The sequence below is a fragment of the Paraburkholderia sp. GAS334 genome (assembly GCF_050436625.1).
Lineage (GTDB): Bacteria > Pseudomonadota > Gammaproteobacteria > Burkholderiales > Burkholderiaceae > Paraburkholderia.
Genome location: NZ_JBNDMO010000006.1, coordinates 221,584 through 248,303 on the forward strand (window position 1 = coordinate 221,584; position 26,720 = coordinate 248,303).

Below are 26,720 nucleotides of genomic sequence, written 5' to 3' on the forward strand. Positions count from 1 at the left end.
GAGTTGACGCTTTAGCGTCGTGCTCTGGTCCCATGCAAGATCGTTGCTGCCCTTTTTCGGCGGCGCCTGCCCCGCTTTCACGCGCCGGGGGCAAAACCCTCATTCCGTACTTTTTGTTTCGAAATAAGCGACCTGAACCGATCTTATCAAACCTTCGCGTGAAGCCTAAAGTGGATCCCAACAGCCTGCAACGGTCCGTCCGACGCAGTTCAAGAAATATTCGCAGACATCAGGAGACATTCCATGGCCAGGATGAGAGCCGTCGACGCAGCCGTACTCGTGCTCGAGAGAGAAGGTATCGATACGGCATTCGGTGTGCCGGGCGCCGCGATCAACCCGTTCTATTCGGCGATGCGCAAGGCCGGCAACATCAGCCACGTGCTGGCACGGCACGTCGAAGGCGCGTCGCACATGGCCGAGGGCTATACGCGGGCATCGGCGGGCAACATCGGCGTGTGTATCGGCACCTCGGGCCCCGCCGGCACCGACATGATCACCGGTCTCTATTCCGCTCAGGCCGATTCGATTCCGATTCTCGCGATCACGGGCCAGGCGCCGCGCGCGCGTCTGTACAAGGAAGACTTCCAGGCCGTCGATATCGAATCGATCGCGAAGCCCGTCACGAAGTGGGCCGTCACCGTGCGCGAGCCCGCGCTCGTGCCCCGCGTCTTCCAGCAGGCATTCCATTTGATGCGCTCGGGCCGTCCGGGTCCGGTGCTGGTCGATCTGCCGATCGACGTACAGCTCGCCGAAATCGAATTCGACATCGATACGTATGAACCGCTGCCGGTCTACAAGCCCGCCGCGACGCGCAAGCAGATCGAAGCCGCGCTCACGATGCTCAACGATTCAGACAAGCCGCTGATCGTCTCCGGTGGCGGCGTGCTGAACGCAGCCGCCGAAGATCTGCTCGTCGAATTCGCAGAAACGCTCGGCGTGCCGGTGATTCCGACGCTGATGTCGTGGGGCGCGATTCCTGACGATCACCCGCTGATGGTCGGCATGGTCGGTCTGCAGACGTCGCATCGCTACGGCAACGCAACGATGCTCGCGTCCGACTTCGTGCTCGGCATCGGCAACCGCTGGGCAAACCGCCATACAGGCAGCGTCGAGGTCTATACGAAGGGCCGCAAGTTCGTGCACGTCGACATCGAGCCGACGCAGATCGGCCGCGTGTTCGGTCCGGATCTCGGCATTGTGTCGGATGCGAAGAAGGCGCTCGAACTCTTTGTTGAAGTGGCGAAGGAATGGAAGGCTGCGGGCAAGCTGAAGGATCGCAGCGCATGGGTCAAGGATTGCCAGCAACGCAAGAGCACGATGCTTCGCAAGACGCACTTCGACAACGTGCCGATGAAGCCGCAGCGCGTGTATGAAGAGATGAACCAGGTGTTCGGCCGCGACACGTGCTATGTGAGCACGATCGGTCTGTCGCAGATCGCCGGTGCGCAGTTCCTGCACGTGTACAAGGCGCGTAACTGGATCAACTGCGGTCAGGCCGGCCCGCTCGGCTGGACAATTCCGGCGGCGCTCGGTGTGCGCGCCGCTGATCCGCAACGCCCGATCGTCGCGCTCTCCGGCGACTACGACTTCCAGTTCATGATCGAAGAGCTGGCCGTCGGTGCGCAGTTCAAGCTGCCGTACGTGCATGTGGTGGTGAACAACTCGTACCTCGGCCTGATCCGTCAGGCACAGCGCGCGTTCGACATGGACTTCTGCGTACAGCTCGCATTCGACAACATCAACGCGCCGGAAGTGAACGGTTACGGCGTCGATCACGTCGCGGTGGCCGAAGGTCTCGGCTGCAAGGCGATCCGCGTGTTCAAGCCGGAAGAACTGAAGCCTGCGCTGGAACGTGCGCAGTCGATGCTCTCCGAGTTCAACGTCCCGGTGATCGTCGAAGTGATCCTCGAACGTGTGACCAACATTTCGATGGGCACCGAAATCGATGCGATCAACGAGTTCGAAGAGCTTGCCGAAAGGCGCGAAGACGCGCCGACCGCCATCAGCATGCTCGACTGAGCTTCTTTCGTTTAACTGACCGACCAGCCGGAATCAACTGACACCATGCCGAAATTTGCAGCCAACCTGACCATGCTGTTTAACGAAGTCCCGTTCCTCGACCGCTTCGCGGCGGCGGCGGATGCGGGCTTCAACGCAGTCGAATTTCTGTTCCCGTATCCGTACAAGGTCGAGGAGCTCGTTGAGCGTCTTCAACAGAATCGTCTCAAGCTCGTCCTGCACAACCTGCCTGCTGGCAACTGGGAAGCAGGCGAACGTGGCATCGCGTGTCTGCCGGACCGTGTCGGCGAGTTTCAGGAAGGCGTCGGCCGCGCGATCGAATATGCGAAGGCGCTGAAGGTGCCGCAACTGAACTGCCTCGTCGGCATTCCGACGGCAGGTATCGACGCGGACAAGGCGCGCTCGACCATCGTCGACAACCTGCGTTTTGCAGCAGGCGAACTAAAGAAAGAAGGGATCAGGCTGCTCGTCGAACCGTGCAACTCCTACGACATTCCGGGCTTCGCATTGAACCGTTCGTCGGAAGGTCTGGACGTGATCCGCGCCGTCGGTTCGGACAACCTGTTCCTGCAATACGACATCTATCACATGCAACGGATGGAAGGCGAACTCGCCGCGACGATCAGGAAGAATCTGCCGCAGATCGCGCACATCCAGCTCGCCGACAACCCCGGTCGCAATGAACCGGGCACCGGCGAAATCAACTATCCGTTCCTGTTCGAGCTGCTCGATTCGCTCGGCTATGAAGGCTACATCGGCTGCGAATACAAGCCGCGCACGACGACCACCGAAGGTCTCGGCTGGGTCCAGCGTATCGCCGGCCAGACGCGCGGTGCGGCACACGCCGCTGCGTGAGCGTCACGCAGCGCACCCCGCATCCGGATCCAAACCCAACATCCTGGAGACACATCAATGGCAACAGTCGGTTTCATCGGCCTCGGCATCATGGGCGCGCACATGGCGCGCAACCTCATCAAGGGCGGTCACACGCTGATCGTCAACGGCGCGTATCCGGTGCCGGACGATCTGCGCACACAAACGACCGTCGTCGAGAGCTCGACTGCTGTCGCGAAGGCCTCGGACATCGTCATCTCGATGGTGCCGGACACGCCTGACGTCGCGAACGTGCTGTTCGCCGACGACGGCGTCGCGAACGGTCTCACGAAGGGCAAGCTCGTCATCGACATGAGTTCGATCTCGCCGCTCGAAACCCAGGCATTCGCAAAGAAGATCAACGCGCTCGGCTGCGACTATCTCGATGCGCCGGTCTCGGGCGGCGAAGTCGGCGCACGTGAAGCGACGCTGACCATCATGGTCGGCGGCCCGCAAAAATCGTTCGATCTCGCGAAGCCGCTGTTCGACCTGATGGGCAAGAACATCTCGCTGATCGGCGACAACGGCGCGGGCCAGACGTGCAAGGTTGCGAACCAGATCATCGTCGCGCTGAACATCGAAGCGGTTGCCGAAGCGCTGCTGTTCGCCGCGCGTTCGGGCGCCGATCCGGAGCGTGTGCGCAAGGCACTGATGGGCGGCTTCGCTGCGTCGCGCATTCTCGAAGTGCATGGCGAACGCATGACGAAGCGCACGTTCGATCCGGGCTTCCGTATCGAACTGCATCAGAAGGACCTGAACCTCGCACTCGACGGCGCGCGCAAACTCGGCATCGCGCTGCCCCACACCGCGAGCGCACAGCAACTGTTCAGCGTATGCGCGGCAAACGGCGGCAAGGCATGGGATCACTCGGCGATGGTGCGCGCGCTTGAAATCATGGCGAACTTCGAAGTCGCACAGGCGCCGGGTAACGAGGCGAAGGCGGCCTGAACGGAGTCCTTTTGACGGCCCGTTACGCATATCGACGGTCCAGCGCACATCGTGGAACGACAGATGCGGATACGGGTCGACAAAATACATCGCACCAGAACACAGCGGCCGTGCGTTTCAAGGCTGCTGATCAGTGGGGCGCTTCGTCCGGTGCGCGGCACGCGTGACGGGTGAGGCATCGAGCCGCTCTGGGCTGAGAGCGGCCAGTGGGGTCCGCAGCGGCGCCCGGCGATGCCGGGGAAGCCTTGGTCGGTCAGACGTCGTCGTCGGGTGTCCGGCTGTCGGATTTCATGTTCCTGCATAGACGGCAGCGTTGCCCGGATTAAAGGGCCGTCTGCCCCTACCTTTTTTGACAACTCTTCCCGGCATTCTTTCCTACAATGGATCGGTTCCGTCTGGTTGTTTCGCGATCAGATTCCCGAGGACTGCATCAGTCCCGTTCACCACGTCAGGAGAATGATCGATGGGTATTCTCAGTTTCATCAAGGAAGCAGGCGAAAAGCTGTTCGGCACCGCATCCGCGCCGGCGCAAGCCGCTCAGGATGCTCCCGCCGCTGCACCAGTCGATGTCGACGCGCTGAACAAGATTGCCGGTGACGCCATTGCGAACTACATCAGCGTGCAGGGGCTGAGCGCTACTAACCTGCTGGTCACATACGATGGCGCGAGCCACACTGTCACCGTATCGGGCGAAGCGCCTGATCAGGCAACGAAAGAAAAAATCCTGGTCGCGGCAGGTAACGTGCACAACGTCGAGAAAGTCGATGATCAGCTCACGGTCACCAGTCCCGCCCCTGAAGCACAGTTCCACACCGTCGTCTCTGGCGACAATCTGTGGAAGATCGCGGAAAAGTATTACGGCAGCGGCGCGAAGAACGATCTGATTTTCCAGGCGAACACGCCGATGCTGAAGAGCCCGGACAAGATCTATCCGGGCCAGGTGCTGGTGATTCCGGCGGTGTGAGATCGTTTCAAGGCTTCACGTCAAGCGTGGGGTCAATAACAGCGCGGCGGCACAGGCTCAGCACCTGCACCGCCGCGTTTTATTTCTGCGCCACGTGTCACATCACGCGCAGCGAACTGAGCCGCGTAGAAGACTAGATCGCGAGCACCATACTCACACCACACAGTCCGATCACCGCACAACTCACGCGATCCTTGAATGCGAACACAATCGGGTCATCGTGCATCTGTCCGCGAAACGCGAACATCCAGATACGGCTGACCCAGTAAAGCGTGAGCGCGAACACAGCCCACAGCATCTGCGGATGACGGTACAGCAGCTTGAGTTCCGGCGAGTTCAGATAGAGCGCCAGCACGAGCACCGCAAGATATGCCGACGATGTACCGAACGAGCGCAGGATCGACATGTCCTGCGTGATGTAGCCGCGCCCCGCCGCTTCCATTTTGCCGAGACGCAGAATGCCTTCGAGTTCCACGTAGCGCTTGACCATCGCAAGGCTCAGGAAGATCGGCACGCAGAAGAGGATCAACCAGTACGACAACGCAATGTCGTTGGCGGCGCCGCCCGCGATCACGCGCACCGTGTAGAGACACGCGAGCGTGAACACATCGATCAGCGCCATGCGCTTCAGGCTGAACGAATAGGCGACGGTCGCTGCAAGGTAACCCGCGAGCACGACGCCGAACTGCCACGGCAGCAACGCCGCGAGCCCTGCGCCCGCGACCAGCAACCCAATCGTCATCACGATACCGAATGACAGCGGCAGATTCCCGGATGCGAATGGCCGGCTGCGTTTTCGTTCGTGGCGCCGGTCCGCGTCCAGATCGAGCATGTCGTTGAGCAGATACACCGACGATGCACACAGATTGAACGACGCGAAAGCGATGCACGCGGCAATGATCGCCCCGAGATCGGTGAACTTGTGGGCGGTCAGCAACGGCACGAAAATCAGCACGTTCTTGACCCACTGATGCACGCGCATTTCTTTCAGCACGAGCGGGATGATCTGACGCTTGCGCTCGAAGAAAATAATTGCCTGATTCACCTTGCGCGCGGCGGCCGCCATGCTCTTGTCGCCGACGACGATCGCCTGCCGCGCCCTTCGCCACACCGGCACGTCCGCGAGCGCGTCGCCGCAATAGTCGAAGCCGTGATCGCCGAACTGTTCGACGAGCGCATCGGCCTTGTTGCGACCGATGAGGTTATGGTCAGCCGTGCTCGCCAGCACGCCCTTGAAGAGCCCGAAATGATCGGCGACCTGACTCGCGAAACGCTGGTTCGACGCCGTGCACAGATAGAGCGTGCGGCCCGCTGAATGTTCGTCGCGCAGATAGTCGACGAGTTGTGTGTTGTACGGCAGAACGCCGACGTCGATCGTCACGCGCTTTGCGATCTGTTCTTTCAGATGAGCCTTGCCGCGCAGCACCCAGCCGATACACAGAAACAGCGCGAACGGGTTCTGCTTCAGCAGGACGAAGAAGCTTTCGAGCAGAAAGTCGGTTCGCGTGAGCGTGCCGTCCAGATCCACACACAGCGGGATCGTCGCGCTTGTCATATCACACCTCGCCGCCAGAGCGTCGGTTTCGCATTGGACCGGGTTTTGCCGCCGCGCCGGCACGTGGCCCGAACGGCATGGGCACCATGAACAGCGACGCGGTCGGTGTAATGCGCGTTCCGTTGACGGAATCACGCATGACCTGCCTGAATGCTATCGACGCGGCGCGCGCAACTCTGTGCGCCAGCGCACTTCGGATTACGCGAAGACGAAGCGTTTATCGAGGTGATACTTGGCGAGATAGCCGAGCGTGAGGCCGATCGCCCCACCGGTGAGCCGCGCAGGCTCGGAATGGAAGATGGCGTCGGCGCCGAATTCCACCGCCCAGAAGACCAGTGTGGTCCCGAGGCCCATCGCGACGTACATCACAAACGTCTGAATGCCGTGCGCGACACTACGGTGCGGATAGCGGAAGATCCACGCCTTGTCGAGCAGGTATTTGACGACGAGACCGACGCCCGTGCCGATACACACCGAAAGCGGCACGGCAAACCGTCCCTGATAAAGCCAGAACGCGAGCTTCTGGCTGCCGAGATTCGCGCCGATCGAGATCGCCGCGAAAATCGCGTACCAGACTACAAGGCGCGAGCGACCAAAGGGCGCGTCGAATGTCGGACTGTTCATGTCGATCTCCGCGCGCGAAACGCCGGGCATCGCCGGCACGAAAGCCACGCGATTGCGCGTGTGGCCGCGTTCACAGCGAAACCCGCTTGAAAACGAATTCGGGCAGCGAGCGGATGATCAGCATGATCCCGCTCCAGAACCACGGCGTGTACAGCGCGTCCCTGCCGCGTTCGATGGCGCGCACGATATCCGTCGCGACCCGATCCGGCGACGCCACCAGCGGCCCCGGCAACGACAGCCCGGCGGTCATCGGCGTATCGACGAATCCTGGCTTGATCGTCAACACGCGCACGCCGGATTTGAAGAGCCGCGCGCGCAATCCTTCGCAGAAGGTCCCCACCGCGGCCTTAGCGGCCCCGTACACGTAGTTCGACGGACGCCCGCGGTCGCCCGCAACGGACGAAATCACGGCGATCGTGCCGCTCTTCTGGCTTTCGAACACGCCGGCCAGCAGCGTAAGCAGCGCGATGGTCGACATTGCGTTCGTCTGCAGTTCGCGCATCGCCGCCTCCACGTCGCGTTCGCATTGCGCCTGGTCGGACAGCGTGCCATGCGCGATCAGCACGATATCGATCCGGCCAAACGCCGCCTGACAGGCCTTCAGCATCGTGGCGTGCTGCAGGTGATCGTTCATGTCGAGCAGGTGGGTTTCGACCGAAGGCGCGCCGCGCACCCGCAGATCCTGCGCGACGGCTTCCAGCCGGACTTCGTGCCGGCCCGTCAGAAACAGGTTCGCGCCCTCCTTCGTCCAGCGCCGCGCGCACGCGACAGCAATGGCAGACGAGCCGCCTACGATCAGGATATTTTTCATGATTGTGTGGTCCGTTTCCAGAAACGAGACATCAGGGCAGGATCGCGATTGCGTTCAAGTTCCTGCCACGCGGGATACGCCGCGCGAAAGTCCGCCCCGCTCATGTGGGCGTCCTTGGCCGGATACTGGCGGCCGCCTGCTTCGTTGACGATTGCGTCGAGCTGCCGAAAAAGCGCTTCATTGCGGCGCGCGTGCTGCGGGAAATCCAGCGCGAGCGATACGCCGGGCATCGGAAACGACAGCAGCCCCGGCGAAACCAGCGTGCCGCAACGCTTCAGCACGGCGAGACACGAACCCAGACCGCTCTTTGCAATCGTCGCAAGAATGGCCTTCAGTGCGTCGCGCGACGCCGCCTCGGGAATCACGCACTGATGTTGCTGGAAGCCGCGCCGCCCGTAGATCCGGTTCCAGTTGCGAACGCCGTCGAGCGGATAGAAGAAGCTCGCGAAATCGACGCTGGTGTGTTCGACGCGCTGCGCCTGTCGCCGGTAGTAGAACTCGTTGAAGACCTTGAGCGTGTAGCGGTTCAGCGGCGACAACGGCAGCACGAACGGGACGTTGCGCAGGCGCTTGCCTTTCAGCGTGAAATCGCCGTCGGCGGCATGATCGCCCGACATGTAGATGCCGCGCCCCAACTGGACGCCGCTCGCGAGGCAATCGACCCACGCGACGCCATATTCGTGCTGCGGATCGAGTTCGCTCGATAGCGACAGAAACTCGTCCAGGTCGCCAAAACGGATACTGGTCATCGAAATGCGGCTGGAGCGCACGGGCATCAGCTGGATTTCGACCCATTCGATCACGCCGGTGAGACCCAGTCCGCTGATCGTCGCGCAAAACAGCTCGTCGTTTTCGCCGGGCGCGCATTCGGCCGGTTCGCGATCCGAGCGCAGCAGTGAAAATCGCCGGACGTGCCGTCCGAACGTGCCGCGCACGTGGTGATTCTTGCCGTGGACATCGTTGGCGACTGCGCCGGCGAGCGTCACAAACTGGGTGCCGGGCGTGACCGGCAGCATCCAGCCGCGCGGAATCGACAGTTCGAGCACTTCACCGAGCATGACACCGGCTTCGGCCCGCACGATGCCGCGCTCCCAGTCGGCGCTGATAAAGCGGCCGAGGCCGCGCATATGTAAAACGTGATCGGTCGCCGCAAGACAGCTGTCGCCATAACTCCGGCCGTTGCCGAACGGCAAGGTCGTGCCGAAGCGCGCGCGCGCGTCGTCCAGCTGGGCCTGGACGGCGTCTCGCCACGACAGCGGATGACTGGATTGAGGCGCGTAGGGGTAATGCCCCCACGACTGGAGCTTCGACGCGCTCATTGGGTGCCACGGTGGACGATATGAGCGTCATCCTCGCACGAAACGCCCGCAAGGCGCGTGGGTTACCTCACAGATGGGGTTAACCAGATGGGCGCGCCCGGTCGCCGGGTGGTCGGGCTGGCCGTAGGCCGTGGACCGTGGCCGGCCCGGTTGCGCCGGAAACCCGCAGCGCCCGCCGGGCCGGGCGTCGGTCAGTACGTATCGAAGGCCCGCTGCAGCACCACCGGCCCGGCGCCGCCTGCGGCGAGCGCCAGCATCAGCAGCACACGCGCCTTGTACGGGTTCAACCCGTTCGCGGCGACAAAACCGAGCGTATCGTCGGGCGCCGCGCCGTTGCGCATCACGTGTCCCGAGCCGACACGCGACGCGCGCACCACGGCCACGCCCTGCGACACGGCGTCGGCGAGCGCCTGCTGGATCGACGCGTGAATCGAGCCGTTTCCGGTCCCCGCCACGACGATGCCGCGCACGCCGGCCGTCACGAGTGCATCGACGGTCACGCGCGATGCGCCCGCATAACTCGCGACAATCTCCACGCCCGGCCACTTCGCGCCGATCACGAATTCCGTATCGACCGTATGCGGGCGGACGACGCTGCGCTGAAACTCGACGCGCCCGTCCTGCACCCAGCCCAGTGCGCCGACTTCCGGCGACTGGAACGCATCGACGGCGAACGTGCTCGTTTTCACGACATCGCGCGCGCTGTGGATCCGGTTATTGATCGCGACGAGCACGCCCTGCCCGTGCGCCGCGGCGCTGGCCGCCACCACGACCGCGTTGAGCAGATTCAGCGGACCATCGGCGGAAAGCGCCGTCGAAGGCCGCATGGCTGCGGTCAGCACGACAGGCTTCGTGCTTTTCACGGTCAGATGCAGCAGATACGCAGTTTCTTCGAGCGTGTCAGTGCCGTGCGTGATCACGACGCCGTCGATGTCGTCGGTCGCGAGCAGCGCGTTCACGCGCTGCGCGAGCGTCGTCCACAGCAGAAGCGCCATGTCCTTGCTGTCGATGCTTGCAACCTGTTCGGCCACCACCTGCGCGACATCCGATAACGCCGGCACCGCTGCGAGCAGCCGGTCGACGCCGACAACGCCCGCCTGATAGCCGGCAGTATTCGTGGCATCGGCGGCGGAGCCCGCGATCGTGCCGCCCGTCGCGAGGACGGCAATACGCGGCAGGCCGTTCGACGGTGCTGCGCTGGAAGAAGAAGTGGAAGTATTCATGCGGCGATTGTAAGCGATGCGCCGCGCGATCCGCGAGGAGTCCGCCCGACCGCGCGGACGCTTTATGCCCCATCCTTATCGCACAACACCATCACGCTGCTTCGCGCAACTGTGCGGCAATTTCCGCTTCGCTCAGTTGCGGCGCAAACATCTCGATCAGCCGGTACGCATACGCACGCAGAAACGCGCCCTTGCGCAGACCGACGCGCGTCGTGCTCGCCTCGAACAGATGCTGCGTATTGAGCGCGACGAGTTCGGTATCGCGCTTCGGATCGTAGGCCATCGCCGCCACGATGCCGATGCCCATGCCAAGTTCGACGTAGGTCTTGATCACGTCGGCGTCGATCGCGGTGAGTACAACGTCGGGCAGCGCGCCGGCCTTTGCGAACGCCTGGTCGATATGCGAGCGGCCCGTGAAATCCTGATCGTAGGTGACGATCGGAAATTCGGCGATTTCATCGAGCGTCAGATTCGGGCGGCCGACGAGCGGATGGCCCTTCGGCACCACCACCACGTGATGCCACGAATAGCACGGGAACGTGACGATGTCCGGATAGCGGTCGAGCGCTTCGGTCGAAATACCGATGTCCGCTTCGCCGTTGATGATCATCTGCGCGATCTGCTGCGGGCTACCCTGACGCAGCGCCAGATGCACCTTCGGGAACACCTCCGTGAACTGGCGGATCACCTTCGGCAGCGCGTAGCGCGCCTGCGTGTGGGTCGTCGCAACGACAAGGTGACCGCTGTCCTGATCCGCGAACTGCCGCGCGACACGGCGCAGATTCTCCGCGTCGAGCAGCATCCGTTCGATCAGCTGATGGACAGCCTTGCCCGGCTCCGTGAGACCCGTGAGCCGCTTGCCGCGACGGATGAAGATATCGACGCCGAGTTCGTCCTCGAGATCCTTGATCTGCTTCGATACGCCCGACTGCGACGTGTACAGCACGTTCGCGACTTCGGTCAGGTTCATGTTCTGGCGCACCGCTTCACGCACAAAACGCAATTGCTGGAAGTTCATTGGCTTGTCTCCGGTTCTGCCGAAGTTAGGGTTATGTGATCAATGCGCGATCAATGCGCGGGAAACACGCGCAGTGCGCGCGGCACCGCCGTCACGCCATCGCCGACATTCAGACGCAGTTCGCGCCACGCTTCACGATCGAGTTCGGCTTCGAGCACGCGGCCTTCGTGCCCTTCGAGTTCGACGCGCACCGAGCCGCCCAGCGTCACCACGCGCCGCACGCCGACCGTGATGCCATCGCGATGACTGTCGGCCTTCGGGTACAACGCGAGATCGTGCGGACGCACATACGCAAACGCCGGCCCCTCGAAACCCGCGGCAATCGAGATCGGCAGCGCCGCGCCGTCGACCACGAATCCGCTGCGATCGACCTTGCCATGCAGCCGGTTCGCCGCGCCGAGAAACTCGTAGACGAACGATGTCTGCGGATGGTCGTACACGTCCTGCGGGCTGCCGACCTGCTCGACGTGTCCGCGATTCAGCACGACGATACGGTCCGCGACTTCGAGCGCTTCTTCCTGGTCGTGCGTGACGAAGATCGTCGAGATATGCAGATCGTCGTGCAGACGACGCAGCCAGCTGCGCAGCTCCTTGCGGACCTTCGCATCGAGTGCGCCGAACGGTTCGTCGAGCAGCAGCACTTTCGGTTCGACGGCGAGCGCACGCGCGAGCGCGATACGCTGACGCTGTCCGCCGGACAGCTCAGAAGGAAAGCGTTGCGCGAGCCAGTCGAGCTGCACGAGCTTGAGCAGCTCATGCACTTTCTCGCGGATCACCGCTTCCGACGGCCGCTCCTTGCGCGGCTTCACACGCAGACCGAACGCGACGTTTTCGAACACCGTCATATGACGGAACAGCGCGTAATGCTGGAACACGAAACCGACCTGACGCTCACGCGCGCCGACTTCCGCCACATCCTGACCTTGCAGCACGACCTGGCCCGCGTCGGCGTATTCGAGGCCTGCGATCACGCGCAGCAGCGTGGTCTTCCCGCACCCCGAAGGGCCAAGCAGGGCGACGAGCTCGCCGGGCGGGAAATCGAGCGAAACGTTATCGAGCGCGGTGAAATCGCCAAAGCGCTTCTGCAGGTTACGAACGGTGATGCCCATGTGCTGCTCTCCTTACTGGACCGGACGGCTGGCCGCATTCGACGGCGCCGGCGACGGGGTGACGGGACCGGCGTGCGCGGGCACAGCCTGCGCATCGACGCGTTCTGCCGACATATGACGTTCCGCAAGCAGCTTGAGGCCCAGCGTGACGAGCGCGAGCAGCGCGAGCACGGAGGCCACGGCGAACGCCGCGGAAAAGTTGTATTCGTTGTAGAGAATCTCGACGTGCAGCGGCATCGTGTCGGTCTGTCCGCGAATGTGGCCCGACACCACCGACACCGCGCCGAACTCGCCCATCGCACGCGCGTTACACAGGATCACGCCGTACAGCAGACCCCACCGGACATTCGGCAGCGTCACGCGGCGGAAGATCTGCCAGCCCGACGCGCCGAGCACGTGAGCGGCTTCTTCTTCATCGTTACCCTGCGCCTGCATCAACGGAATTAGCTCCCGCGCGACGAACGGGAACGTGACGAAGATCGTCGCGAGCACGATGCCCGGCACGGCGAAAATGATCTGCACGTTATGCGCCTCGAGCCACGGACCGAACCAGCCTTGCGCGCCGAACATCAGCACATAGATCAAACCTGAGATCACCGGCGAGACGGAGAACGGCAGATCGATCAGCGTCGTCAGCAGCGCCTTGCCGCGGAACTCGAACTTCGCGATACACCACGACGCGGCCAGACCGAACACGAGATTCAGCGGCACGGCGATCGCCGCGGTAATCACCGTGAGCTTGATCGCGGAAAGCGCATCCGGATCGGCGAGCGATTCGAAGTAGAAACCGACGCCCTTGCTGAAAGCCTGATAGAACACAGCGGCAAGCGGCACGACCAGAAACAGCGCGAGGAACAGCAGCGCGATGCCGACCAGCAGCCAGCGCACGGCGCGCGGCTCGGTCACGGGATCAGGGCGGCGGCTGGCCGCAGCGCCGTTGCGCGGATTGCCCGAGGCGAACGTCACGGAATCCTCGCTCATTGCGCACCTCCGGCGACGGCGGCCGCAGTGGAAGCGCCCGCCGGCGGCACGGTCGGCCCCGACGCGCCGCGACTCGTGCGCCGTTGCAGATACCACTGCAGCGTATTGATCAGCAGCAGCATCAGGAACGACACGACCAGCATCACGACGGCAAGCGCGGTCGCACCCGCGTAGTCGTACTGTTCGAGCTTCGTGATGATGAGCAGCGACGTGATTTCGGACTTCATCGGCACATTGCCCGCGATGAAAATCACCGAGCCGTATTCGCCGAGCGCACGCGCGAACGCGAGCGCGAAACCCGTCAGCAGCGCGGGCAACACCGAAGGCAACACCACCCGACGGAACGTCAGCCAGCGCGACGCACCCAGACACGCGGCGGCCTCTTCCTGTTCGCGCTCGAAATCCTCGAGCACCGGCTGCACGGTTCGCACGACAAACGGCAGGCCGATAAACGTCAGCGCGACCAGCACACCGAGCGGCGTAAACGCGACCTTGATGCCAAGTGGCACGAGAAACTGTCCGAGCCAGCCGTTGCCCGAATACACGGCCGCGAGCGAAATGCCGGCCACCGAAGTCGGCAGCGCGAACGGCAGATCGACGACCGCATCGACGATCCGCTTGAACGGAAACGTGTAGCGCACCAGCACCCACGCCACCAGGAAACCGAACACGGCGTTGATCAGCGCGCCGCCGAGCGCGGCGAAGAACGTCAGCCGGTACGACGCGAGCACGCGTGGCGACGTCACGGCGCGCACGAACTGCGACCAGTCGAGCGTCGCGGTTTTCAGAAAGGTCGCCGCGAGCGGAATCAGCACCACGAGGCTCAGATACGCCACGGTGATGCCGAGTGTCAGGCCGAAGCCGGGTAACGCGCTCGGCTTTCGGAAGGTCAACGTCGTCATGCTGGGTGCTCTTTCAGGGTTAAACCCGCGCTTCAAGCCGGGTCAAGACTTCGGGGTCCATCTGGCCAAAAAGCGCGCCCGATGGGCGCGCCTGTCTGGTTTCACTGCCTGATACGTATTGGCATTGGCGTCATTGCGGCTGATAGATCGAATCGAAGACGCCGCCGTCCGCGAAGTGAGTCTTCTGCGCGTTAGCCCAGCCGCCGAAGCTGTCGTCCACCGTGTACAGCTTCAGCTTCGGAAACTTCGCCGTCAGCGCGGCCGGCACCTTGTTCGAACGCGGACGGTAGAAATTCTTCGCGGCAATCTCCTGACCTTCCTCGCTATAGAGGAAGTTCAGATACGCCTCAGCCAGTTTGCGCGTGCCGTGTTTGTCGACGACCTTGTCGACCACCGCGACAGGCGGCTCAGCCAGGATGCTCACCGACGGCACGACGATCTCAAACTTGTCCGGGCCGAATTCCTTCACCGACAGAAACGCCTCGTTTTCCCACGCGATCAGCACGTCGCCGATATCGCGTTGCACGAAACTTGTCGTCGCACCGCGGGCCCCGGAGTCCAGCACACCCGCGTTCCTGTAAAGCTTGCCGACGAATTCCTTCGCCTTCTGGTCGTTGCCGCCCGGCTGATGCTCGGCATATGCCCACGCTGCGAGATAGTTCCAGCGCGCGCCGCCCGAGGTCTTGGGGTTCGGCGTCACGATCGACACGCCCGGCTTCACGAGATCGTCCCAGTCCTTGATGTGCTTCGGGTTGCCCTTGCGCACCAGGAACACGATGGTCGACGTGTACGGCGACGCGTTGTCCGGCAGACGCGTCTGCCAGCCCTTGTCGATGAGGCCCTTGTTCGCAATCGCGTCGATGTCGTATGCGAGCGCCAGCGTCACCACGTCAGCCTGCAGACCGTCGAGCACCGAGCGCGCCTGTGCACCCGAGCCGCCGTGCGACTGCTTGAACGTGACCGACTCGCCGTTTTTCGCCTTCCATTCCTTGCCGAACGCCTGATTGACGTCCTGATACAGCTCGCGCGTCGGGTCGTACGACACGTTCAGCAGCGTCGTATCCGCTGCCAGCGCCTGACCGGCGAAACCCGCTGCTGCAGCGACGCCCAGCGCGAGCGCCGTGACGATTTTTCGTGTTTTGCCTGCCAGCCCCGTATTTCTGCTCATCCGATTTTCTCCGGTTTGTTCTTTCGTTATCGCGGCACGTGTGCGTTGCTTTGCATCGACTGGAGGCCAGTCTATCGAACGGCTTTCATCATTAAAAATAATTGTTCTTCATTTTTTAATACTCAAAAGTGGTAACGACGGCCTGGCGTGGCGTTGCGACGCGAATCCGGCTGCGACAACGCCGAAAACCGGCGTTCTGGCGGCAGCGATCCGGACGAACTTAAAGTAAAGCTTGAAATGCGCCGATTACTGTATAAAAATACAGTCACCTGTTCATCCATACAGTGGCGCCATGACCAAACTCACCGCACGACAGCAGCAGGTTTTCGATCTGATCCGCCGGGCCATCGAACGCACCGGCTTCCCGCCCACCCGCGCGGAGATTGCCGCCGAGCTCGGTTTCAGCTCGGCGAACTCGGCGGAAGAACATCTGCGCGCGCTGGCGCGCAAAGGCGTGATCGAGCTTGCGGCGGGCGCGTCGCGCGGTATCCGGCTGCTGTCCGGTTCGGACGACAGCCCTTACCAGTTCACGTTGCCGCACTCGAGCATCATGCAGCTGTCATTGCCGCTGATCGGCCGGGTGGCGGCAGGTAGCCCGATCCTTGCGCAGGAGCACATCTCGCAGCACTACGCGTGCGACCCGGCGCTCTTCTCCAGCAGGCCGGACTACCTGCTGAAGGTGCGCGGGCTGTCGATGCGCGATGCGGGCATCTTCGACGGCGACCTGCTCGCCGTGCAGAAGAAGAGCGAAGCGAAAGACGGTCAGATCATCGTTGCGCGTATTGGCGACGACGTCACGGTCAAGCGCCTGAAGCGCCGGCCGGACGGTATCGAGCTGATCGCCGAGAACCCCGATTATGAAAACATCTTTGTTCAGGCCGGCAGCGGGGAATTTGCGCTCGAAGGCATCGCGGTTGGGCTGATTCGCCCGACCGAATTCTGAACTTCGCCTGGAGAGTCTCATGGAACGCCTTGCCCGCCTGCTCCCTTTCCGTCAGTTCGGACGTCTGCGTCATCTGCGCAAGCTGGTGCCGTGCGCACCGCTCGACGCTGCCGGTGCGCCGTCGCTGTTCGACCGCGAGGTGATGACGGAAGCGTCGACCTTGCCGTCCGCGATGCCGGCTTTTGCGCGTGTTTCGCTGAACTCAGGGTTGAATGCGGAGCCGGGCCGTCGCGCGCCGGTGCGCGTGTATCACGGGCCGTCGCGGCTCATCATGGTGGGAACTGTCGACGCAGTCTGCCGCATGATCGACCGCTGTATCGCGGAAGAAAGCGCGGCCATGCAAGGCGCGCTGTTCGAATAGCTGAAGGCGTGCGAAAACGGATTCTTGCGGTAGCATCAGGAGCCGCAAGGGATCGTTTTCACTTCGTTGCGGTCCACGTTAATTGACGTTTAACGGCGAGTCGCAACCTATGAGCGTTTCGGTACCCACAAGAAATCGTCGTTCCCTGCGCGCGTTTGCCATCGCGATTGTTGTAATCGTGGTCGTGGCTGCGCTGGGGTATGGATATGCGTCGCCCTACATCGCGCTCGACAGCCTTAAGCGGGCTGCGGACGCCCGCGACGCCGAGACGGTCAATGAATACGTCGACTTTCCCGCGTTGCGCGAAAGTCTGAAGCAGCAGGTCACCGGGCTGCTCGCAAGGCGGCTCGATGCGCAGCACAACGGAAACCCGCTGGCCGCGATCGGCGCGATGATCGGCGTTGCTTTGATTGGTCCACTGGTGGATGCGTATGCGACGCCGGACGGCGTCGCAGCGTTGCTGAACGGCATGCCGCCGCGCGGCGACCCCGGCGAGCGGCCACCAGTAGCGGCAGGTCCGGTATCGGATGGAGCACCGAACGGGCGGTCCACCGGGGCGCCGGGCGCAGCAGCGCCACAGGCACCTGCGCCGCCCGCGGCTTCAACGTCGTCGGTCCAGCAGACACCGCCACAACCTCCACAGACCACGGCGGAATATCACGGGATCAACGAGTTCGTCGTAACGTATCGGCACGGTGTCGGCGATACGCACTATTCCGCGATCCTGCGACGCGATGGACTCTTTTCGTGGAAGCTGTCAGCTGTCGATCTCAACGGCTGAACGCGAACACGCGCGTCGTCCAGAATCGCATTCGATGTCAGGCCGCGGCCGCCGTCTGATGCTGCTCTTCCACCGATGAACATGCCACCAGGATGCTGCACGACACTCTATCGAGCAACGGCGTGTTGCCGGCGCCCATCCACCATCGCGAGAGACCGGTCCGGCACCGATGGCCGACCACGACCAGATCGACCTGCAACTGATTGGCCAGATTGGCAATTTCATCGATCGGATGGCCGAATGCGAAATGACCGTGCGCCTGAACCCCGCGCTCGGTCAGCCAGTTCACGCCTTCCTGAAGGATGTCGCGAGCCGTGTCTTCGAAACGGCCGCATGCGACGTCAGTCAATAGACCCGCGCTTTGCGCAATGCTAGAGCGCATGTCGACCACCGAGAGCAGATGCGTCTCGGCCTTAAGGTCAAGCGCAAGGTCCGCGCCGCAGCGCAGCGCCTTGCGGCCTTCGCGCGAGCCGTCGTAGCACAGCAGGATTTTTTTGTAGCTCGCCATGGTCATCTCCCATCCGCGTCGATCGCGGCATCGCTTCAATCATGGTGCGCCGCAATTCAGGTTGCAAGGGATGGAAAACGCTAAGTGCGTCGCCACCGTGTTTGACGCCCTGCCGCAGTGCAAAAAGCGCCCCATCGCAGCAATCTGGCGCCCGGCGGCGACGACGGCGATGCCCTAGAATAGCCTGCCCTCGCCTCGCAGGCGCGTATCGAGCAAGTCAGAAGCAAGTCCGGAGCAAGTGTCGATCCATGTACCTACCAAACGCCGCAATCGGATTCGAAGAGGTGAAAAAGCACTATGGAGAGAAAACGGTCGTGGACGGCCTTTCATTCCATGTCCGCGCGGGTGAATGTTTTGGCCTGCTCGGTCCAAACGGCGCCGGCAAGACGACGACGCTGCGCATGCTGCTCGGCATCGCTGCGCCGGATGCGGGCACGATCCAGCTCTGCGGCGAGCCCATTCCGGCGCGCGCGCGTTACGCCCGGGCGCGCGTCGGCGTCGTGCCGCAGTTCGACAACCTCGATCCCGATTTCACCGTCCGCGAAAATCTGCTGGTGTTCGGCCGCTACTTCGGCCTGAGCGCGGCGCAAACGCGCGATCTCGTGCCGTCGCTGCTCGAATTCGCGCGCCTTGAAAGCAAGGCCGACGCGCGCGTCGGCGAACTCTCGGGCGGCATGAAGCGGCGCCTCACACTGGCCCGCGCGCTCGTCAACGATCCTGACGTACTGATCATGGACGAGCCCACCACCGGTCTCGATCCCCAGGCGCGGCACCTGATCTGGGAGCGGCTTCGTTCGCTGCTCGCGCGCGGCAAGACGATCCTGCTCACGACGCACTTCATGGAAGAAGCCGAGCGGCTGTGTCATCGCGTGTGCGTGATCGAGGAAGGTCGCAAGATCGCGGAAGGCGCGCCCCGTGAACTGATCGCGTCGGAGATTGGTTGCGATGTGATCGAAATCTATGGTCCCGACCCGGCGTTGCTGCGCGACGAACTTGCGCCGTTCGCAGTACGCACTGAAATCAGTGGCGAGACGCTGTTCTGCTACGTCGACGATCCGCAGCCGGTGCACACGAAACTCAAGCAGCGCACCGATCTGCGCTATCTGCATCGGCCGGCCAATCTCGAAGACGTCTTTCTGCGGCTCACCGGCCGCGAGATGCAGGACTGAGCCACTGCAAACACGCAAACGCAGACACAACGACTGAAAGCGCTCGCCACCCAACCCGCAGCAAAGGCAAAGATTCACCGGAAATATATGGACGCACGCAGTTACGACTCCTCCCCCGCGAAGCCTTCCCGGCTGCACGAAGGCTTCGCTGCCCTGCCCGCGAACGCGGTCAACTGGATCGCCGTCTGGCGCCGCAACTATCTGGTGTGGCGCAAGCTCGCCATCGCCTCGATGTTCGGCAACCTCGCCGATCCGATGATCTATCTGTTCGGTCTGGGTCTGGGACTCGGACTGATGGTCGGACACGTCGAAGGCGTGTCGTACATCTCGTTTCTCGCGGCGGGCACGGTCGCATCGAGCGTGATGATGTCGGCGAGTTTCGAGTCGATGTATTCGGGTTTTTCGCGGATGCACGTGCAGCGCACGTGGGAAGCGATCATGCATACGCCGCTGACACTCGGCGATATCGTGCTGGGTGAAGTGATCTGGGCGGCCAGCAAGTCGGTGCTGTCGGGCGTGGCGATCATGCTGGTGGCGGGCCTGCTCGGCTACGCGAGCTTTCCGTCGATGCTGATCGCGCTGCCCGTGGTCGTGCTGACGGGCCTCGCCTTCGCGAGTGTCGCGATGATCGTGACAGCGGTCGCGCCGTCGTACGACTTTTTCATGTTCTATCAGACGCTCGCGCTTACGCCGATGATGCTGCTTTCCGGCGTGTTCTTTCCGGTGACGCAACTGCCCGCCGTCGCGCAGCAGATCACGCTGCTGTTGCCGCTCGCGCACGCGGTGGAGCTGATCCGGCCGGCGATGCTCGGCCGTCCGGTCGAAGATGCCGCGCTGCACGTCGGCGTGCTCGCGGCATATGTGATCGTGCCGTTCATCATTTCTGCGATGCTGTTCCGGCGTCGCATGATGCGCTGAACGACGGCGCGATCACACCGAAGGTACGACGAAGTCGACGGTCAGTCTTCGTCGTCGGTCCACGGAATATCGACGTCCGAAATAAACGCGACGGTGGCGAACGGACCGCCGTCCTGACGTCCGACCTTGCCGTCCGCGCGTTGCCATTCGACGCGGAACACCGTGCCCGGATCGTCAGCCAGGAGGCGGATCGTGCGCACTTCGTCCTGATCCGCTTCTTCCACCGGACCGTCGAGCGAGATCAGCAGCGTTTGCGGCCACAGACCGTCGGCCGGATCGTAAATGCGATCGCCGTCGGGAATCAGCGTGAACGCTTCCACACCGATCGTCGCCGAAGCGTCGATGATCATCTTGCCGAGCGCGCGCAGCAGCGCAGTCGCCCGCGCCGAGTTCGCCTGGCGGATGGCGAGGTCCCCGCGCGTGAGCGCCTGTTCAAGCTTCGGATTCGTTTTTTGTTGCGCCATTCTGTTTCCTGGATTCAATCGTTCTTTTCGGGCGGACAGCCGCGTTACGGCAGGTCGCCGCGGGTTGTGCAGGTTGCCATCGCGGGCTGAATCGTACCATCCGGACGCCCGACGCAGCCGTCGCGCGGGCCACGGCGCATTGTGAACATCGTGCGCACCGTTCCCGGTTTCGCCGCTCAGTTCCCCCGCTCAGTTCCCCCAGTTTAGGTCGCGTTTGACGATTGAACACGGCAATTCGTTACCGATCGCGTGGCAGCGCACCAATCTGGCGGGGCGCGATCAGAAGCCCAGTGCGACCGCGAGCGCCCCCGCGACGACCCCAAACCCGACCACCGACACGGCCACCAGCGCCAGCACGCGCGGCGGAAACGAACGGACGAGCATCGCGAGAGACGGCACGCTGACCGGCGGCAGCGTCATCAGCAGCGCGCCCGCCGGGCCGACGCCCATGCCGAGTGACAGCATCGCCTGAATGATCGGCACCTCGCCGGCCGTCGGGATCACGAACAGCATGCCGGCGACGGCGAGTGCGACGATCCAGCCAACGTGATTGCCAATGTCCGGCCCAATGTGCGGAAAGAGCCAGGCCCGCGCCGCGCCGAGCAGCAGGATCAGCACAAGGTATTCGGGAATCAGGCGCACGGCCATGCGCGCCAGAATCTGCAGCCAGCGGGCGAACACGTTGCCCGTCTGTTGCAGCGCGACGCGTTCCGCGAGACGGGCGTCGGCGGCTTGAGCGTCTTGCGGCGCGACGAAACGGTTCACCACGTAGCCGAGTCCGAATACCATCAGCACGCCGAGCACGAGCCGCAAGGCGGACCAGTTCCAGCCGAGCACGAAGCCCATGAAGACGAGCGTCGCCGGATTGAGCACCGAGTTGCCGAGCCAGAACGCGATCGCACCGCCCGGCGACGCCTCACGCGCCCTCAGACCGACGACAACCGGCGCGGCGCAGCAGGTGCACATCATGCCGGGAATCGCCAGCATGCCGCCCGCGGCGACGCTGCCAAAGCTGGTCCTGCCGAGAAGTCGCGCAACCCAGTGCGCGGGTATCAGCGCCTGAACCGCCGAGCCGAGCAGCAGGCCCAGCACCATCGCCTGCCAGATCGCCTTGCCGTACGCCCATGCGTAATCGAGCGCGGCCGCGAGCGACGGCTCGGGCGGGCTCGCTGCCGTGCCCATCAGGATCGACTTGCCGATCGAATGCGTCGACGCGGCAGTGAACGCGCGGTTGTAATACGGAAACCACTTCACGTAGAAGAGCCCGACTACGGCGATCAGCAGGAAGACCAGCCAGCCGGAAACCGGTTGTGTTTGACGTGTGGTGTTCATCATTGTTTTGGGTGACGGTCGGTGTGGGTCAGCAGGGCAGATTGTGGCATGGCCCATTTCAGGATGCATCCCCGCGCATCCGACGCAGCGACGCGGCGACGTGGCGTCGCGGCGTCGCAACGTCGCGACATCGTTAAGGCGCCGGATTCGGTTGCCGTTCGTGCAATGCGTTGATCTCGGCCAGCACTTCTGGCGAGAGCATCACATCTGCGCTCGCGATGTTTTCCTTCAGTTGATCGAGCGATGTCGCACCGATCAGATTGCTAGTGAGAAATGGACGGCTGTTGACGAACGCAAGCGCGAACTGCGCCGGCGACAGTCCATGACGTTTCGCGAGTTCGACATAGCGCGTCGTTGCTTCGACCGATTGCGGCTTGCTGTAGCGCTGAAAGCGCTCGAACAGCGTGATACGTGCGCCTGCGGGACGCGCACCGCCTTCGTACTTGCCCGACAGCCAGCCGAACGCGAGCGGCGAATACGCGAGCAGACCGACGTCTTCACGATGGCTGAACTCCGACAGGCCGAGTTCGAACGTGCGGTTCAGGAGGCTGTACGGATTCTGGATGCTGACGATGCGCGGCAAGCCGAGCTTCTCCGAAGCACGCAGAAACTGCGCGACGCCCCACGGCGTCTCGTTCGACACGCCAATGTGGCGGATCTTGCCTTCCTTCACGAACTCCGCGAGCACCGAGAGCGTTTCCTCGATCGGCACCGTGTATGCGTCGTCGATCCACGGATAGGCCGTGCGGCCGAACGTCATCGTGCTGCGATCAGGCCAGTGCAGTTGATACAGATCGACGTAGTCCGTCTGCAGACGCTTGAGGCTGTCGTTGAGTGCTTCGGTCAGGTTCTTGCGGTCGAACTGGTTGCCCTCGCCGCGAATATGTCGCGGGTTGTGCGGCTGACGCGCCGGTCCGGCGATCTTGGTGGCAAGCACGATCTTCTCGCGCGCGCTTCGATGCTGCGCGATCCACGTGCCGATGTAGCGCTCGGTCGAACCCTGCGTCTCGGGACGCGGCGGCACCGGATACATTTCCGCTGCATCGATCAGGTTGACGCCGTGGTCGAGCGCATAGTCGATCTGCGCATGCGCTTCGCTTTCGGTGTTCTGCTCGCCCCACGTCATCGTGCCGAGGCCGATGACGCTGACCTTTACGTCCGTTGCGCCGAGTCTGCGGTATTCCATCGAACTGTTCCTTATGCTTGATGTGGGCGGAGAGCATCGAAGTTACCACGCCGCCGCAACGCGTGCAGGACCGCTAGAATGACGCTCTCGCGCGACGCATGCGGATGCGCCGCCCCGCCTCACTTCGCTCCGGAGTGTCATGTAGATGTCAGGTTCATCGTCCGTCACACCACATCCCGGTGATTCGTCGCTGATCGTCGTGCTTGTGGCCGCCGCGTTCTTCATGGAAAACCTCGACGGCACCATCATCGCAACCGCCCTGCCGCAGATGGCGCGATCGTTCAACGTGCATCCGGTCGATCTCAGCATCGGCATCACGTCGTATCTGCTGACGCTCGCCGTCTTCATCCCGATCAGCGGCTGGGCAGCCGACCGCTTCGGCGTGCGCAACGTGTTCACCGCCGCGCTTGCGGTGTTTACCGCTTCGTCGGTGCTGTGTGGCATCACACATGGTCTCGTTGAATTCACGGCGGCGCGCATCCTTCAGGGCATCGGCGGCGCGATGATGGTGCCGGTCGGCAGGCTGGCGGTCCTGCGCGCGACGCCCAAGGACAACCTGATGCGCGCGATCTCGATCATCACCTGGCCAGGGCTTGTGGCGCCGGTGATCGGGCCGCCACTGGGCGGCCTGATCACGACGTATTCATCGTGGCGCTGGATCTTCTATCTGAATCTGCCGCTTGGCCTGATTGGCCTTGTGCTGGCATGGCGCTCCATCGGCAACGAACGCGAAGCGGAAAAGCGCCCGTTCGACGCGCCGGGTTTCGTGTTGTCGGGGCTCGCCTGCACGGCGTTGATGTACGCGATGGAATTGACCGGTCGCGCGGACGCGCCGTGGATTCAGGCGCTGGTGTGCCTCGTCATCGGCGTCGTGGCCGGCGCGGCCGCGCTGTTTCATCTGCGGCGCACGACGCATCCGGTGGTCGACCTTTCCGCGTTCACGATCAGGACTTTTGCAGTCGCGATGGGCGGCGGATCGCTCTTTCGCGTGTCGATCAGCGCGGTGCCCTTTCTGCTGCCGCTGATGTTCCAGATCGCCTTCGGCTTGAACGCGTTCCAGTCCGGCTTGCTCACGCTCGCGGTGTTCGCCGGGAACCTGTCGATGAAGCTCGTCACGACGCCCATCATGCGACGATACGGGTTCCGCTCCGTGCTGCTGGTGAATGGCGCGTTTGCAGCATTGTCGCTTGCAGCGATGAGTCTGCTGACGCCCACGACGCCCTCGTTCTGGATTGTCGTGGTGCTGTTCGTCAGCGGCCTCGCGCGTTCGCTGCAGTTCACCGCGATCAACACGCTCAGTTTCGCGGACGTCCCCAAATCGCAGATGAGCGGCGCGTCGACGCTCTCGAGCACGCTCGGGCAGATGACCGTGGGCATGGGCGTCGCATTCGGCGCGATCGCGCTGCGGATCGCGGCGTGGGTTCACGGACACGACGGCCAGACGGTGACCACCGCCGACTTCAGCCTGGCGTTTCTGATCGTGGCCGCGCTGGGGTTCGCGGCAATCGTCGACGTGGTCGGCCTCGACCGGCGGGCAGGCGCACACGTGAGCGGACATGGGCGCAGTGGGGTTTGACGGCTGCATGTCCTGCGATGGCACGACGCAGGGCGCGAAGAAGGCTCGACGAAGCGTGCAAACGCGACGACGCGACGAAAGAATTCGCTTCCGGGAATAGCCATAAAACAGACAGGGGGGGATTTAAACGATGGGGTGGCTGATGGGACTCGAACCCACGACGACAGGAATCACAATCCTGGACTCTACCAACTGAGCTACAGCCACCACTGGGACAACTTTGAACTGCTCCGTGGCTCGCCATGAACTGGCTTGCCGATCGAGAAGCGAGATTATACAAACATGGATAGCGTTTGCCTAGCCCTTTATTCAAACATTTCGGCGGGCTCACGCAGATGCGTGCGCGCTTCGTCGAAGATCGCGAGATCGCCCAACGCGAGCTTTTTGTTATCGGACAGTACACGACGCCACCCACGCGCACCCGCGACACCGCGATACAGCCCAAGCGCATGACGCGTCACGCCACCGAGGAACGTCCCGCGCGCAAGCTCGGCCGCGCAATACTCGATGAGCTTTGCTTCAGCGGCTTCGCGACTCAGCGCAGGTTCTGACGAACCGTAGAAACGCGCGTCGACATCCGCGAGCACATACGGGTTGTGATACGCCTCGCGCCCGAGCATCACGCCATCGACATGCTGCAGATGGGTCTCGACCTCGTCGAGTGTTTTCACGCCGCCGTTCAGGATGATTTCGAGGTGCGGGAACTCGCGCTTCAACTGGTACGCGTAATCGTATTTGAGCGGCGGGATCTCGCGATTCTCCTTCGGGCTCAGCCCTTTGAGGATCGCATTGCGCGCATGCACGATGAACACGTCGCAGCCTGCGTCGGCGATCGTGCCGACGAAGTCGCGCACGAAACCGTACTCTTCCACCGCGTCAACGCCGATCCGATGCTTCACCGTCACCGGCACCGACACCACATCGCGCATTGCCTTCACGCAGTCCGCAACGAGCTGCGGCTCGTTCATCAGACACGCACCGAATGCGCCGCGCTGCACGCGTTCCGACGGGCAGCCGCAATTCAGATTGATCTCGTCATAGCCCCATTGCTCACCCAGTTTCGCTGCGCGCGCGAGGTCCGCCGGCTCACTCCCGCCCAGTTGCAACGCAACGGGCGCTTCGTCGGCCGTAAACGCGAGATGACGCGCGACATCGCCGTGAATCAGCGCGCCCGTCGTCACCATCTCCGTATAGAGCCACGTGTGGCGCGACAGGATGCGGTGAAACGAGCGGCAGTGGCGATCGGTCCAGTCCATCATCGGCGCAACGCTGACGCGACGGGGACTCGGGGATTGAGATGAAGACATGGGAACGGCCAGACGGCGGGAATCAAACCGCGATTTTACAGCATGCCGTCGACACAGCTTGTCCCTGCCGACGTTGAGGACTTAAACCCGTCCGGAACACCCCAAACAGGGGTCGAAACGTCCGGAACGCCTGTTCTCCAAGGCTTCGAACCATTGTTCCTGATTGCAGAATAGTAAATTCAAATTATGGGTACAAATTTTCGATAGTAGGGGAATACACTAGCTCCATCGACGTTGCGACAGGTGAAAAACAAAACCTTCCGCAACGGCTTCGTACCGAAATCAACGTTTATTGGAGAGTCACCATGAAGAGCAAGCTTATCGCCGCCGTCCTGATCGCCGCTTCTGCTGCAATCGCAGCTCCTGCCTTCGCAAGTGGCTACGGCCCGGCGCCGCATTACAACCCGACCGTCGGCGCGCCTGCTTCGCAGCAAGGCCAGAATGCGCAGACCGTCGCTGCTGAGCGTGCCGCTCAGGCTTCCAATAGCGCCTACGGCGGTGTCAACGCGTCGTCGTCGCAATCCGGCAGCCGCGCAGAACAAACCGGCCCTGGCTCGGTGTTCTTCGGTCATTAATTGACTGCAAGCCGGACGCCTCACAAGGGCGTCCGGCTTTTGCTTTTCCGGTTTTCCCCGCTTTACCGCCCGCCTTACCGCCCCGC

26 protein-coding genes and 1 tRNA gene are annotated in these 26,720 nt (G+C 62.9%); 11 read left to right on the forward strand and 16 right to left on the reverse strand.

The window, feature by feature from the left end; genetic code table 11:
• Positions 1-243: 243 nt before the first annotated feature.
• From gcl to lysM, 4 genes are all read left to right on the forward strand, one after another.
• Positions 244-2,019, forward strand: coding sequence for a glyoxylate carboligase (gcl, locus tag P3T21_RS13860; RefSeq protein WP_429256497.1), 1,776 nt, complete (start codon positions 244-246; stop codon positions 2,017-2,019).
• A gap of 45 nt (positions 2,020-2,064) precedes the next feature.
• Complete coding sequence (gene hyi, locus P3T21_RS13865) at positions 2,065-2,874, forward strand: hydroxypyruvate isomerase (protein WP_429256498.1); 810 nt, start codon at positions 2,065-2,067, stop codon at positions 2,872-2,874.
• Positions 2,875-2,931: 57 nt separating this feature from the next.
• On the forward strand, positions 2,932-3,840 hold the full coding sequence (locus P3T21_RS13870) for a 2-hydroxy-3-oxopropionate reductase (protein ID WP_429256499.1): 909 nt from the start codon (positions 2,932-2,934) through the stop codon (positions 3,838-3,840).
• Positions 3,841-4,303: 463 nt separating this feature from the next.
• Complete coding sequence (gene lysM / locus P3T21_RS13875) at positions 4,304-4,804, forward strand: peptidoglycan-binding protein LysM (RefSeq protein WP_429256500.1); 501 nt, start codon at positions 4,304-4,306, stop codon at positions 4,802-4,804.
• A 133-nt stretch (positions 4,805-4,937) separates the two neighbouring features.
• Here the strand turns inward: lysM and P3T21_RS13880 are convergent, their stop codons facing one another.
• The 10 genes from P3T21_RS13880 to P3T21_RS13925 form a co-directional block, all read right to left on the reverse strand.
• Positions 4,938-6,359 (reverse strand): UbiA family prenyltransferase, encoded by a 1,422-nt coding sequence (locus P3T21_RS13880; RefSeq protein ID WP_429256501.1) that lies wholly within the window; start codon positions 6,357-6,359, stop codon positions 4,938-4,940.
• A gap of 198 nt (positions 6,360-6,557) precedes the next feature.
• Positions 6,558-6,983 (reverse strand): GtrA family protein, encoded by a 426-nt coding sequence (locus tag P3T21_RS13885; protein WP_429256502.1) that lies wholly within the window; start codon positions 6,981-6,983, stop codon positions 6,558-6,560.
• A gap of 70 nt (positions 6,984-7,053) precedes the next feature.
• Complete coding sequence (locus P3T21_RS13890) at positions 7,054-7,794, reverse strand: SDR family oxidoreductase (RefSeq protein WP_429256503.1); 741 nt, start codon at positions 7,792-7,794, stop codon at positions 7,054-7,056.
• On the reverse strand, positions 7,791-9,113 hold the full coding sequence (locus P3T21_RS13895; protein WP_429256504.1) for an FAD-binding oxidoreductase: 1,323 nt from the start codon (positions 9,111-9,113) through the stop codon (positions 7,791-7,793). The genes P3T21_RS13890 and P3T21_RS13895 overlap by 4 nt, the downstream gene beginning before the upstream one ends.
• Before the next feature lie 191 nt (positions 9,114-9,304).
• The gene (locus P3T21_RS13900; RefSeq protein ID WP_429256505.1) at positions 9,305-10,336 is read right to left on the reverse strand and encodes an asparaginase; all 1,032 of its coding nucleotides are present in this window, start codon (positions 10,334-10,336) and stop codon (positions 9,305-9,307) included.
• A 91-nt stretch (positions 10,337-10,427) separates the two neighbouring features.
• The gene (locus tag P3T21_RS13905) at positions 10,428-11,354 is read right to left on the reverse strand and encodes a CysB family HTH-type transcriptional regulator (RefSeq protein ID WP_429256506.1); all 927 of its coding nucleotides are present in this window, start codon (positions 11,352-11,354) and stop codon (positions 10,428-10,430) included.
• A gap of 50 nt (positions 11,355-11,404) precedes the next feature.
• Positions 11,405-12,463 (reverse strand): sulfate/molybdate ABC transporter ATP-binding protein, encoded by a 1,059-nt coding sequence (locus tag P3T21_RS13910; RefSeq protein WP_429256507.1) that lies wholly within the window; start codon positions 12,461-12,463, stop codon positions 11,405-11,407.
• Between the two features lie 12 nt (positions 12,464-12,475).
• Entirely contained in the window at positions 12,476-13,444 is a 969-nt protein-coding gene (gene cysW / locus P3T21_RS13915) for a sulfate ABC transporter permease subunit CysW (protein WP_429256508.1), read from the reverse strand.
• Positions 13,441-14,346, reverse strand: coding sequence for a sulfate ABC transporter permease subunit CysT (cysT, locus tag P3T21_RS13920; protein WP_429256509.1), 906 nt, complete (start codon positions 14,344-14,346; stop codon positions 13,441-13,443). The genes cysW and cysT overlap by 4 nt, the downstream gene beginning before the upstream one ends.
• Before the next feature lie 130 nt (positions 14,347-14,476).
• On the reverse strand, positions 14,477-15,514 hold the full coding sequence (locus tag P3T21_RS13925) for a sulfate ABC transporter substrate-binding protein (RefSeq protein WP_429256510.1): 1,038 nt from the start codon (positions 15,512-15,514) through the stop codon (positions 14,477-14,479).
• A gap of 292 nt (positions 15,515-15,806) precedes the next feature.
• Here P3T21_RS13925 and lexA point away from each other — a divergent pair, with 292 nt between their 5' ends.
• The 3 genes from lexA (at position 15,807) to P3T21_RS13940 (ending at position 17,599) form a co-directional block, all read left to right on the forward strand.
• On the forward strand, positions 15,807-16,457 hold the full coding sequence (gene lexA / locus P3T21_RS13930; RefSeq protein WP_429256511.1) for a transcriptional repressor LexA: 651 nt from the start codon (positions 15,807-15,809) through the stop codon (positions 16,455-16,457).
• A gap of 19 nt (positions 16,458-16,476) precedes the next feature.
• A complete protein-coding gene (locus P3T21_RS13935; RefSeq protein WP_429256512.1) occupies positions 16,477-16,818 on the forward strand; it encodes a hypothetical protein in 342 nt (113 codons plus the stop codon).
• Between the two features lie 109 nt (positions 16,819-16,927).
• A complete protein-coding gene (locus tag P3T21_RS13940; protein ID WP_429256513.1) occupies positions 16,928-17,599 on the forward strand; it encodes a DUF2939 domain-containing protein in 672 nt (223 codons plus the stop codon).
• Between the two features lie 37 nt (positions 17,600-17,636).
• On the opposite strand, the gene P3T21_RS13945 is transcribed toward P3T21_RS13940, so the two are convergent.
• Positions 17,637-18,107, reverse strand: coding sequence for a universal stress protein (locus tag P3T21_RS13945; RefSeq protein WP_429256514.1), 471 nt, complete (start codon positions 18,105-18,107; stop codon positions 17,637-17,639).
• A gap of 248 nt (positions 18,108-18,355) precedes the next feature.
• Between P3T21_RS13945 and nodI the strand changes: the two genes are divergently transcribed.
• Both nodI and P3T21_RS13955 read left to right on the forward strand, forming a co-directional pair.
• Positions 18,356-19,276, forward strand: coding sequence for a nodulation factor ABC transporter ATP-binding protein NodI (gene nodI, locus P3T21_RS13950; protein WP_429256515.1), 921 nt, complete (start codon positions 18,356-18,358; stop codon positions 19,274-19,276).
• Positions 19,277-19,363: 87 nt separating this feature from the next.
• Positions 19,364-20,194 (forward strand): ABC transporter permease, encoded by an 831-nt coding sequence (locus tag P3T21_RS13955; RefSeq protein WP_429256516.1) that lies wholly within the window; start codon positions 19,364-19,366, stop codon positions 20,192-20,194.
• 41 nt (positions 20,195-20,235) lie between these two features.
• Here the strand turns inward: P3T21_RS13955 and P3T21_RS13960 are convergent, their stop codons facing one another.
• The 3 genes from P3T21_RS13960 to P3T21_RS13970 form a co-directional block, all read right to left on the reverse strand.
• Positions 20,236-20,658, reverse strand: a complete 423-nt coding sequence (locus P3T21_RS13960) for a hypothetical protein (protein WP_429256517.1) — start codon at positions 20,656-20,658, stop codon at positions 20,236-20,238.
• 279 nt (positions 20,659-20,937) lie between these two features.
• Positions 20,938-21,990 (reverse strand): permease, encoded by a 1,053-nt coding sequence (locus tag P3T21_RS13965; protein ID WP_429256518.1) that lies wholly within the window; start codon positions 21,988-21,990, stop codon positions 20,938-20,940.
• Between the two features lie 133 nt (positions 21,991-22,123).
• Positions 22,124-23,176, reverse strand: coding sequence for an NADP(H)-dependent aldo-keto reductase (locus P3T21_RS13970; RefSeq protein WP_429256519.1), 1,053 nt, complete (start codon positions 23,174-23,176; stop codon positions 22,124-22,126).
• Between the two features lie 145 nt (positions 23,177-23,321).
• Between P3T21_RS13970 and P3T21_RS13975 the strand changes: the two genes are divergently transcribed.
• Positions 23,322-24,752, forward strand: a complete 1,431-nt coding sequence (locus P3T21_RS13975; RefSeq protein WP_429256520.1) for a DHA2 family efflux MFS transporter permease subunit — start codon at positions 23,322-23,324, stop codon at positions 24,750-24,752.
• A gap of 131 nt (positions 24,753-24,883) precedes the next feature.
• Here P3T21_RS13975 and P3T21_RS13980 read toward each other — a convergent pair.
• Both P3T21_RS13980 and dusA read right to left on the reverse strand, forming a co-directional pair.
• A tRNA-His gene (locus tag P3T21_RS13980) sits at positions 24,884-24,959 on the reverse strand.
• Positions 24,960-25,057: 98 nt separating this feature from the next.
• Entirely contained in the window at positions 25,058-26,059 is a 1,002-nt protein-coding gene (gene dusA, locus P3T21_RS13985; protein ID WP_429256521.1) for a tRNA dihydrouridine(20/20a) synthase DusA, read from the reverse strand.
• Between the two features lie 305 nt (positions 26,060-26,364).
• On the opposite strand from dusA, the gene P3T21_RS13990 reads away from it, so the two are divergent.
• Positions 26,365-26,634, forward strand: a complete 270-nt coding sequence (locus tag P3T21_RS13990; protein ID WP_429256522.1) for a hypothetical protein — start codon at positions 26,365-26,367, stop codon at positions 26,632-26,634.
• Positions 26,635-26,720: the final 86 nt, after the last annotated feature.